At 66.2% G+C, this 10,198-nt stretch carries 12 protein-coding genes; all 12 read left to right on the top strand.

Annotated elements, in window-relative coordinates; all coding sequences use genetic code 11:
• Positions 1-338 (top strand): flagellar biosynthetic protein FliO (gene fliO / locus G3N99_RS11120; RefSeq protein WP_206122419.1); only part of this gene is annotated, 338 nt, incomplete at its 5' end.
• Between the two features lie 36 nt (positions 339-374).
• Positions 375-1,136 (top strand): flagellar type III secretion system pore protein FliP, encoded by a 762-nt coding sequence (gene fliP, locus G3N99_RS11115; RefSeq protein ID WP_174917331.1) that lies wholly within the window; start codon positions 375-377, stop codon positions 1,134-1,136.
• Positions 1,137-1,155: 19 nt separating this feature from the next.
• A complete protein-coding gene (fliQ, locus tag G3N99_RS11110; RefSeq protein ID WP_174940299.1) occupies positions 1,156-1,428 on the top strand; it encodes a flagellar biosynthesis protein FliQ in 273 nt (90 codons plus the stop codon).
• A 23-nt stretch (positions 1,429-1,451) separates the two neighbouring features.
• Entirely contained in the window at positions 1,452-2,234 is a 783-nt protein-coding gene (gene fliR, locus G3N99_RS11105; protein ID WP_174940300.1) for a flagellar biosynthetic protein FliR, read from the top strand.
• 142 nt (positions 2,235-2,376) lie between these two features.
• A complete protein-coding gene (locus G3N99_RS11100) occupies positions 2,377-2,994 on the top strand; it encodes a hypothetical protein (RefSeq protein ID WP_206122418.1) in 618 nt (205 codons plus the stop codon).
• 5 nt (positions 2,995-2,999) lie between these two features.
• Positions 3,000-3,524, top strand: coding sequence for a hypothetical protein (locus tag G3N99_RS11095; RefSeq protein WP_174946539.1), 525 nt, complete (start codon positions 3,000-3,002; stop codon positions 3,522-3,524).
• 176 nt (positions 3,525-3,700) lie between these two features.
• Positions 3,701-4,705, top strand: coding sequence for an ABC transporter substrate-binding protein (locus G3N99_RS11090; RefSeq protein WP_206122417.1), 1,005 nt, complete (start codon positions 3,701-3,703; stop codon positions 4,703-4,705).
• Between the two features lie 121 nt (positions 4,706-4,826).
• Positions 4,827-5,624 (top strand): ABC transporter ATP-binding protein, encoded by a 798-nt coding sequence (locus tag G3N99_RS11085; protein ID WP_011350460.1) that lies wholly within the window; start codon positions 4,827-4,829, stop codon positions 5,622-5,624.
• 37 nt (positions 5,625-5,661) lie between these two features.
• Positions 5,662-6,519: an ABC transporter permease gene (locus tag G3N99_RS11080; protein ID WP_174940302.1), complete on the top strand. Its 858-nt coding sequence runs from the start codon at positions 5,662-5,664 to the stop codon at positions 6,517-6,519.
• Between the two features lie 88 nt (positions 6,520-6,607).
• Positions 6,608-7,975: a sensor histidine kinase gene (locus tag G3N99_RS11075; RefSeq protein WP_206122420.1), complete on the top strand. Its 1,368-nt coding sequence runs from the start codon at positions 6,608-6,610 to the stop codon at positions 7,973-7,975.
• 13 nt (positions 7,976-7,988) lie between these two features.
• On the top strand, positions 7,989-8,666 hold the full coding sequence (locus tag G3N99_RS11070) for a response regulator (RefSeq protein ID WP_041492705.1): 678 nt from the start codon (positions 7,989-7,991) through the stop codon (positions 8,664-8,666).
• A gap of 281 nt (positions 8,667-8,947) precedes the next feature.
• Positions 8,948-10,078 carry a porin gene (locus G3N99_RS11065; RefSeq protein ID WP_206122416.1) on the top strand — a complete coding sequence of 377 codons (1,131 nt, stop codon included), beginning with the start codon at positions 8,948-8,950 and terminating at the stop codon, positions 10,076-10,078.
• Positions 10,079-10,198 lie beyond the last annotated feature (120 nt).

Here is a 10,198-nt window from a genome sequence, read left to right as displayed (position 1 = left end):
TCGTGTTCGCGTGCGCATGGCTCGCGCGCCGCTTCGGCTTCCAGCACGCGCGCCGCGGCGGCCCGCTGAAGGTTGTGTCGAGCGTCGCGGTCGGCGCGAAGGAAAGCGCGACGATCGTCGAGATCGGCGACACCTGGCTCGTGCTCGGCGTCGCGCCGGGCAACGTGCGATTGCTGCATACGCTGCCGGCCGGTTCGGCGGCAGCTCCGGCTTCCGCTGATGCATCCGCCGGCGCCGCCCCGTCCGAAGGCGGCCTGCCCGGCACGTTCGGCTCGCGGTTTCGCGATGCGCTCGCGGGCGAAGCCGCGAAGCGCCTCGGTCGCGGCAAGGACCGCTGACATGGCGCCGCGCCCTCTTTCCGACCCCGCATTCCGATGAAACACGCATTCCTGCATCGCGCGGCGCGCTTCGCGCCCGTGCTGATCCTCTGCCTCGCTCCTGCGCTCGCCTGTGCGCAGGCGAACGGCCTGCCCGCGTTCAACGCGAGCCCGGGCCCGCACGGCGGCACCACGTATTCGCTGAGCGTGCAGACGATGCTGCTGCTCACGATGCTGTCGTTCCTGCCGGCGATGCTGCTGATGATGACGAGCTTCACGCGCATCATCATCGTGCTGTCGCTGCTGCGCCAGGCGCTCGGCACCTCGACGACGCCGCCGAACCAGGTGCTCGTCGGCCTCGCGATGTTCCTCACCTTCTTCGTGATGTCGCCGGTGCTCGACCGCGCGTACAACGACGGCTACAAGCCGTTCTCCGACGGCTCGATGCCGATGGAGCAGGCGGTGCAGCGCGGCGTCGCGCCGTTCAAGACCTTCATGCTGAAGCAGACCCGCGAGACCGATCTCGCGCTGTTCGCGAAGATCTCGAAGGCCGCGCCGATGCAGGGGCCCGAGGACGTGCCGCTGTCGCTGCTGGTGCCCGCGTTCGTCACGAGCGAGCTGAAGACCGGCTTCCAGATCGGCTTCACGGTGTTCATCCCGTTCCTGATCATCGACATGGTCGTCGCGAGCGTGCTGATGTCGATGGGGATGATGATGGTGTCGCCGTCCACCGTGTCGCTGCCGTTCAAGCTGATGCTGTTCGTGCTGGTCGACGGCTGGCAGCTGCTGATCGGCTCGCTCGCGCAGAGCTTTACGTAAGCCGCGGAGGAATCGCACGATGACGCCCGAACAAGTGATGACCCTGGCGCACCAGGCGATGATGGTCGGCCTGCTGCTGGCCGCCCCGCTGCTGCTGGTCGCGCTCGTGGTCGGCCTCGTCGTGAGCCTGTTCCAGGCCGCGACGCAGATCAACGAAGCGACGCTGTCGTTCATCCCGAAGCTGCTCGCGGTCGCCGTGACGCTCGTGATCGCCGGCCCGTGGATGATGACGACGATGCTCGACTACCTGCGGCAGACGCTGCTGCACGTCGCGACGCTCGGCGTCGGCTGAGCCGCGCGCACCACCCGGCGACGATGTTCTCGGTTACCTACGCGCAGCTCAACGGCTGGCTCACGGCGTTCCTGTGGCCGTTCGTGCGGATGCTCGCGCTCGTCGCGACCGCGCCCGTCGTCGGCCACGCGGCGGTGCCCGTGCGCGTGAAGATCGGCCTCGCCGCGTTCATGGCGCTGGTCGTCGCGCCCACGCTCGGCGCGATGCCGGACGTCACCGTGTTCTCCGCGCAGGGCATCTGGATCCTCGTCACGCAGTTCCTGATCGGTGCCGCGATGGGCTTCACGATGCAGATCGTGTTCGCGGCCGTCGAGGCGGCCGGCGACTTCATCGGGCTGTCGATGGGGCTCGGCTTCGCCACCTTCTTCGATCCGCACACGAGCGGCGCGACACCCGTGATGGGCCGCTTCCTGAACGCGGTCGCGATGCTCGCATTCCTCGCGGTGGACGGCCACCTGCAGGTGTTCGCCGCGCTCACCGCGTCGTTCCAGTCGCTGCCGGTGTCGGCCGACCTGCTGCACGCGCCCGGCTGGCGCACGCTCGCCGGGTTCGGCACGACCGTGTTCGAGATGGGGCTGCTGCTCGCGCTGCCGGTGGTCGCGGCGCTCCTGATCGCGAACCTCGCGCTCGGCATCCTGAACCGCGCGGCGCCGCAGATCGGCGTGTTCCAGATCGGTTTTCCCGTCACGATGCTCGTCGGGCTGTTGCTCGTGCAACTGATGATCCCGAACCTCGTGCCGTTCGTGGCGCACCTGTTCGACATGGGGCTCGACGCGATGGGCCGCGTGCTGATCGGCTGGCGCTGAGGCGGCAATACTCGTCAGGCGCGAGGGGTTTTCGCGCTGCGCCCTCGCTTTTCGAACGTGTCTGATTGCTTTGGGCGTTCGCGAAAAATACGCTGGTGGACTCATCCATCGGGACGACCTCGTCGAGGGTCGATCGTCCAGCATGCTCTATACGGGTACAGAAGCGGCACACGTATGGCGTGGTCGCGCGCCAGTATCTTCCACCTTGTTCGAAATCCGGCCGTCGAATCTGCCAATTCATGCGGAGCCGCTATTTGACAGTCAATCGGACGCCATCATCGGATACCGTACGGAAACCGGTGGCGTCGCATATATATCCGACCTCGATGGCACGTGCATTTCGGTCATCGAGAAGCCGTTGGAAGCGCCGCTTATCGATCCGATCGATGCGATTTTCGTTGTCGGTGCCGTGTGGCGATCGGGTGCCCGCGCGATGGCGAAGATCGGTGGGTTCCGTACTCACGCGATCATCGGTCGATCCGCACTATCCGGCCTCAGAACGCGCTTCGCCGCTTCGGCAAGCAGACAACTGCGCTTTGCCGCCACGCCGCTCGCGCATATGCAGGAACCCTGGCGCTTCGTGCCCGTTCACATTCTTCGACTTGCCATTCGTCACGGCAAGCGCATACCGGATCCCAAAGGGCATCGTGGCATCTTCCAGTACCCTGCGCCGATGACGCACCGAGGCGTTCGCTATCAGCTTGAGGTCGTCGTTCGCGAAAGCGATTACACGGTGTTGCATTTCGTCTACAAGCGTTAGCCAATATGACCGGGATCATCGTTAGTGCCGCGCCGCTTGTTGCGCCCGCGATCGCGTACATGCAATGGGACGAGGACTGCTTCACGCTTTCCTGCGACATTCGCCATGCGCCTGACAATCGGACGGCGCGGCCTTCCGTCCTGCGTGACCGACTCGACGACCAGTTTGGCGTGCACGCCGAAACCCGTCGCGTCATCACCGCCGGCAGTTTGACGCTCATGCTCGACGGTGCGGGCCGCTTGTGTTCATTCGACTTCTATACCAATGCCGATCATTGGCAAAAAGCCGATACGCCGCCACCCGTTCCGGTTTCTCCGCATACGCCGACCTTCAGCGCCGTGTTTGATGCGCTCGGTCGCGCGGACGTCCGCGAGCCGGCTGTCGTCTATGACAACGTGACACGCTGCCTTTCCCTGATCTGGCGCGACGATGCGTCGGTCAGATACGCGATCGCACCGAATCTGTCGGTTGCTGCCGCACAGGACGGGAATCTGACTCGCATCGACCTCGGCGGCATCTCACCGGTTTGACAAACCAACTGCGCATGGCGAAATCTTTCGCTTTCCGCACCGGCCCTCCGTTGCTGGAAAACCCCTAAAGGAATCGCCCGCCCGCGAAAGGTAGCGGAAGGTTTCGCCTCCCTATACTCGTCGTGACGATGCAGCAAGCATCGCGCCACACGAATACAACGAACGGAGACGACCCGATGCGACCCATCCTGCGCACCCTCGCCGTTGCAGCCAGCCTGAGCTGCGCGCTTGCCGCTCACCCCGCTTTCGCCGACGACGGCGGCAAGATCACGATCATGGTCGGCGGGATCGCGAAGCTCATCTACCTGCCCGCGCGGCTCACGCAGGAGCTCGGCTACTTCAAGGCCGAAGGGCTCGACGTCGAGCTGCTGTCGCAGCCGGCCGGCGTCGACGCGGAGAACGAGCTACTCGCGGGCGCCGTGCAGGGCGTCGTCGGCTTCTACGACCACACGATCGACCTGCAGAGCAAGGGCAAGGACGTGAAGGCGATCGCCGTGTTCGGCCAGGTGCCGGGTGAAGTCGAGATGGTGTCGACCAAGGCCGCGCCGACTTTCAAGTCGATGGCCGACTCGAAGGGCAAGACGCTCGGCGTGACCGGCCTCGGCTCGTCGACCAGCTTCCTCACGCAATACCTCGCGCTCCAGCACGGCGTGCAGTCGACCCAGTACACGATGCTGCCGGTCGGCGCCGACGCGAGCTTCATCGCCGCGATCAAGCAGGGCCGCATCGACGCCGGGATGACGACCGAGCCGACCGTGTCCGCGCTCGAGAAGATGGGCGACGCGAAGGTGCTGGTCGACATGCGCACCGTCGACGGCACGCGCGCGGCGCTCGGCGGCACGTATCCGGCCGCGAGCCTGTACGTGCAGTCGGCCTGGGCCGATTCGCACAAGGCGCAGGCCACCAAGCTCGCGCACGCGTTCGCGAAGACGATGCAGTTCATCCACACGCACAGCGCCGACGAGATCGCCGCAAAGATGCCGGCCGACTACCAGAAGGACAAGGCGCTGTACGTAAGTGCGCTGAAGGCGTCGCTGTCGATGTACACGGCCGACGGCAAGATGCCGGCCGACGGCCCGGCCACCGTGCTGAAGGTGCTGTCGGCGTTCAACCCGTCGGTGAAGGGCAAGCATATCGACCTGGCGCGCACCTTCACGAACGATTTCGTGAACGCGAAGTAAGCGACATCGGTAGCAGCGCCGGCGGCGGCGATCCCGCCGCCGAGCGTGCCCCGTTCCGGCCCGGTTGACCGGCCCGGCGTCGCCACGATGCGACGCTCTCCTCACCCGCAGGACGAATGCGATGAACCAGGCAGTCTCCCCGAGCACACCGGCGATCGAGTTTCGCAACGTGTCGTGCCGCTTCATTTCGCCGGAAGGCAAGGCCACCGTCGCGTTGCGCGACTTCAGCATGAGCGTCGCGCGCGGCGAGTTCATCGCGATCGTCGGGCCGACCGGCTGCGGCAAGTCGACGACGCTGAACCTGATCACCGGGCTGCTCAAGCCCGTGTCGGGCGAAGTGCGCGTGATGGGCCGCCCGGTCGACGGGATCGATCCGCGCATCGGCTTCGTGTTCCAGGCCGACGCCGTGTTCCCGTGGCGCAACGTGATCGACAACGTCGCGGCCGGCCCGCTGTTTCGCGGCCGCTCGAAGGACGTCGCGTACGCGCAGGCCGAGGAGTGGATCCGCAAGGTCGGCCTCGACAAGTTCACGAAGCACTACCCGCACCAGTTGTCCGGCGGAATGCGAAAGCGCGTCGCACTGGCGCAGACCTTCATCAATCAGCCGGAAATCCTGCTGATGGACGAGCCGTTCTCCGCGCTCGACATGCAGACGCGCACACTGATGCAGGACGAGCTGCTGCAGCTCTGGTCGGCAAACAAGGGCTCGGTCGTGTTCGTCACGCACGATCTGGAAGAGGCGATCGCCCTCGCCGACCGCGTGTTCGTGCTGACCGCGCGGCCTGCGACGCTCAAGCGCGTGTACGAGATCGACCTGCCGCGCCCGCGCGTCACGTCGGAGATCCGCTACGACACGCGCTTCATCGAAATTTCCAAGGACATCTGGCACGACCTGCGCGAAGAAGTGCAGATCGGCTGACGCATACGCTCAAGGCAAGGACAGCAAGGACAGGAGCATGACCGACATGACGCTTCCCCCCACCGCCATTCCGGCAACGACGCTCGAGGACGACGAGCGCGCCGCGCAACGCCGGCTGCGCCGCCGGCGCAACCTGATCGTCACGCTGCGGATCGCCGTGCTGGTGATCGTGCTCGGCGGGTGGGAACTCGCCGCACGACTCAAATGGATCGATCCGTTCTTCTTCTCGATGCCGTCGCTGATCTTCGACCAGATCCAGGACTGGTTCGTGAACGGCACGTCGCAGGGCCCGCTGCTCACGCAGGTGTGGGTCACGCTCGAGGAAACCGGCATCGGCTTCCTGATCGGCTCGGTCGCCGGCGTGATCTGCGGGATCGTGCTCGGCCGCAACAAGCTGATGGCCGACGTGTTCGGCCTGTACATCCAGATCGCGAACTCGATTCCGCGCGTCGTGCTCGGCTCGATCTTCGTGATCGCGCTGGGCCTCGGGATGGCGTCGAAGATCGCGCTGGCCGTCGTGATGGTGTTCTTCGTCGTGTTCGGCAATGCGTTTCAGGGCGTGCGCGAAGCCGACCGCTACCTGATCGCGAACGCGCAGATCCTCGGCGCGTCGCGCCGGCAGATCACCACGGCGGTCGTGATCCCGTCCGCGCTGAGCTGGATTCTCGCCAGCCTGCACGTGAGCTTCGGCTTCGCGCTGGTCGGGGCGGTCGTCGGCGAATTCCTGGGTTCCAAGCAGGGCATCGGTTTGCTAATCTCCACCGCCCAGGGCGCGTTCAACGCAAGCGGCGTATTTGCGGCGATGATCGTGCTGGCCGTGGTCGCGCTGGCCGCCGACTACCTGCTGACATGGCTCGAGAAGCGGTTGCTGAAGTGGCGCCCCGCGGCGTTCTGAACGCCGCAGACGGACGCCTGACATGACACTCCCGACCGCGCCGGCGCTCCCGGCGCGGTTCGGCATTTCGGAGAAGGAGCGCAACAGGATGGCGCACAGCCTGCGCGGACGGTTGCTGTGGTGGCTGCTGCTGCCGCTCGCGGTGTTCATGCTGATCGCCGGCGCGATGTCGTACGACACCGCGCGGACCACGGCCGCGCTCGTGCAGGACAGCGCGCTCGTCGCGTCCGCACGCACGATCGGCGAGGACATCGAATGGCGCAACGGGCTGCCGGTCGCCGACGTGCCGCCGGCCGCGCTCGAGATCTTCGAGTCGCCGTCGCGCGATTCGGTGTTCTACAAGGTCATCGACGGCCACGACCGCCTGCTCGCAGGCACGCCGGCGCTGGACCTGCCCGCGCGGCACGGCATCGAGCCGACGCTGTACGACACGTCGCTCGACGGCGTGCCGCTGCGCGCGGTGGCCTACGATCGCCAGCTGTACGACGAGGGGCACGTCGAGACGGTCACGGTGGTCGTCGCGAAGACGACGCGCTCGCACCGCGCGATGGTCGCCACGATCTGGCGGCCGCAGCTCGTGCGCCTGTCGCTGATGCTGATGCTCGCGATGGGGCTCGTGTACCTCGGCCTCACCTTCGAGATGCGCCCGCTGATGAAGCTGAAGGACGACGTGGCCGACCGCGGGCCGATGGAGCTGGAGCCGATCCGTCCCGAGCGGCTGCAGAACGAGCTGCGGCCGATCGTCGACGCGATCAACCAGTGCATCGCGCGGCTCAACATGCACACGGCCACGCAGCGCCGCTTCATCGCGGACGCCGCTCACCAGTTGCGCACGCCGATCGCGGTGCTCGACACGCAGATCCAGTACGCGCAACGGCGCGGGCACGACGATCCGGAGCTCGCAGCGGTGCTCGACAGCATGCAGCGCAGCAGCCGCAAGATGGCCGACGTGACCGACAAGCTGCTGCTGCTCGCGCATGCGGAGGCGACGCCGTCGACGCTGCTGACCCATCGCGTCGATCTCGCGGCCGTGGTGTCGAGCGTGCTGGAGGAAACGATCGTGCTCGCGCAGCGGCGCAATATCGACCTCGGCGCCGACCTCGGCGAGCGGCTCGACGTCGCGGGCAGCGACAGCCTGCTGACCGCGCTGGTGATGAACCTCGTCGACAACGCGGTGCGCTACACGCAGCCGGGCGGCTGCGTGACGGTCTGCGCCCGCCGCGACGGCGACGCGATCGTGCTCGACGTGGTCGATAACGGCCCCGGCATCCCGGCCGAAGCGCGGCCGCACGTGTTCAAGCGGTTCTATCGCGTGTCGGCCGATACCGAGGGCTCGGGCCTCGGGCTCGCGATCGTCCGCGAGATCGCGCAGGCGCACGGCGGCAGTGCGTCGCTTGCGCCGGGGGCCGGCAATCGCGGTATCGTCGTGACCGTACGGCTGCCCGCCTACGATTGAAGAGAACGCCGTCATGAAACTCCTGCTGGTCGAAGACAACGCCGAACTCGCGCACTGGATCGTGAACCTGCTGCGCGGCGAGGATTTCGCGGTCGACTCCGTCGGCGACGGCGAACGCGCCGATACGGTGCTGAAGACCGAACGCTACGACGCGGTGCTGCTCGACATGCGCCTGCCCGGCATCAGCGGCAAGGAGGTGCTCGCGCGGCTGCGGCGCCGCAACGACAACGTGCCGGTGCTGATGCTGACCGCGCACGGCTCGGTCGACGACAAGGTCGACTGCTTCGGCGCGGGCGCCGACGATTACGTCGTGAAGCCGTTCGAATCGCGCGAGCTGGTCGCACGGATTCGCGCGCTGATACGCCGGCAGGCCGGCGTCGGCACGACGCAGCTCGTGTGCGGCGATCTCGTCTACGCGTTCGGCACACGCGAATTCCGCTGCGGCGAAACGGTGCTCGCGCTGCGCCGCCGCGAGCACGCGATCCTCGAAACGCTGATGCTGCAGCAGAACAAGACGGTGTCGAAGGCGCGCCTGATGGACAGCGTGTTCGCGCTCGACGACGAGCCGAGCGCCGACGCGATCGACATCTACATCCACCGGCTGCGCAAGCATCTCGCAGGCAGCACGGCCGAGATCATCACGCTGCGCGGGCTGGGTTACATCCTGCGCATGAAGAGCACGCAGGACTGACGGGCGCCTTTGCGAGCCCTGAATACCGATTCGTAGCACGAAACGTCATCGACGCATGCCGGCGCCTCCGGCTTGCCTGCTTCCGCACGCCTGCCCGATTCGTGATTATTGCGCGTTCGGTGTTTTCACCGATCCGATTCTTGCGTCCGGGAAAGCGTCGTGAAGGATTGCCCCCTCTACGATGCTATGCGTCGGCCCTCTCGCTGTGGCCGGCAAGAGTCGGCATACATTACGTACTGCCAACGACCAGATTTCAATGCGGCAGCTCGGAGGAGACGATCTTGAAACGAAAAACCCTTGCCCTTTCCATCGCGGCGGCTGGCCTGTGCGCCGGCACCCAGGCGCATGCGCAGTCGAGCGTGCAGCTCTACGGCCTGATGGACCTGAGCTTTCCGACCTACCGGACCCATGCAGACGCGAACGGCAATCACGTGATCGGCATGGGCAACGAAGGCGAGCCGTGGTTCAGCGGCAGCCGCTGGGGCCTGCGCGGCGCCGAGGACATCGGCGGCGGCACGAAGGTCATCTTCCGCCTCGAAAGCGAATACGTGGTCGCGAACGGCCAGATGGAAGACAACGGCCAGATCTTCGACCGCGATGCGTGGGTCGGCATCGAGGACGACCGCTTCGGCAAGCTGACTGCCGGCTTCCAGAACACCATCGCGCGCGACGCGGCGGCGATCTACGGCGATCCGTACGGCTCCGCGAAGTTGAGCACCGAGGAAGGCGGCTGGACCAACTCGAACAACTTCAAGCAGATGATCTTCTACGCGGCCAGCCCGACCGGCACGCGCTACAACAACGGCATCGCGTGGAAGAAGCTGTTCAGCAACGGCATCTTCGCGAGCGCCGGCTACCAGTTCAGCAACTCGACCGCGTTCGCGACCGGCTCCGCGTACCAGGTCGCGCTCGGCTACAACGGCGGGCCGTTCAACGTGTCGGGCTTCTACAACCACGTGAACAACGGCGGCTTCACGAACCAGACGTTCTCGGTCGGCGGCAACTACACGTTCAGCATCGTGCGCCTGAATGCCGGCTACTTCCGCTACAACGGCGACCAGGGTTCGCTCGGCCAGCGCCACGACGATTCGTGGACCGTGTCGGTGAAGGTGGCGCCCCCCGGTGCGCTCGACTACGAGCTCGGCTACCAGCAGATGCGCGTCAAGAACGCCGCGAACAACGCCGACGGCTTCACGCCGAACGCGAACCTCGGCGCGTTCAGCCTGACCAACGGCGTCGCCAACGGCTTCAAGGAAACGATCTACGGGTCGGTGTTCTATCACCTGAGCAAGCGCACCGAGGTGTATCTGGCCGGCGACTACATGAAGCTGCACGGCGGCTACACGGTGTCGTCGACGTTCGGCGCGAAGAACCAGCTCGAACTGACGTCGGGCATCCGCACGCGTTTCTGACCTGAAACGGGGCCCGACGGGCCCCGTCGCACCCTCCATCCGGGATTCTCCATGCGGGCACGCCGGCGCTTGGCGCCGACCGTGCCCTTTTTTTCGTCCTTTCCTGCGCGCGCCGGGGAT

The sequence above is a fragment of the Burkholderia sp. Ac-20392 genome (assembly GCF_017104585.1).
In the GTDB taxonomy this organism is placed as follows: Bacteria; Pseudomonadota; Gammaproteobacteria; order Burkholderiales; family Burkholderiaceae; genus Burkholderia; species Burkholderia lata.
The sequence above is the reverse complement of the archived record's forward strand: the minus strand, read 5'-3'. Positions and strand labels throughout refer to the sequence as shown.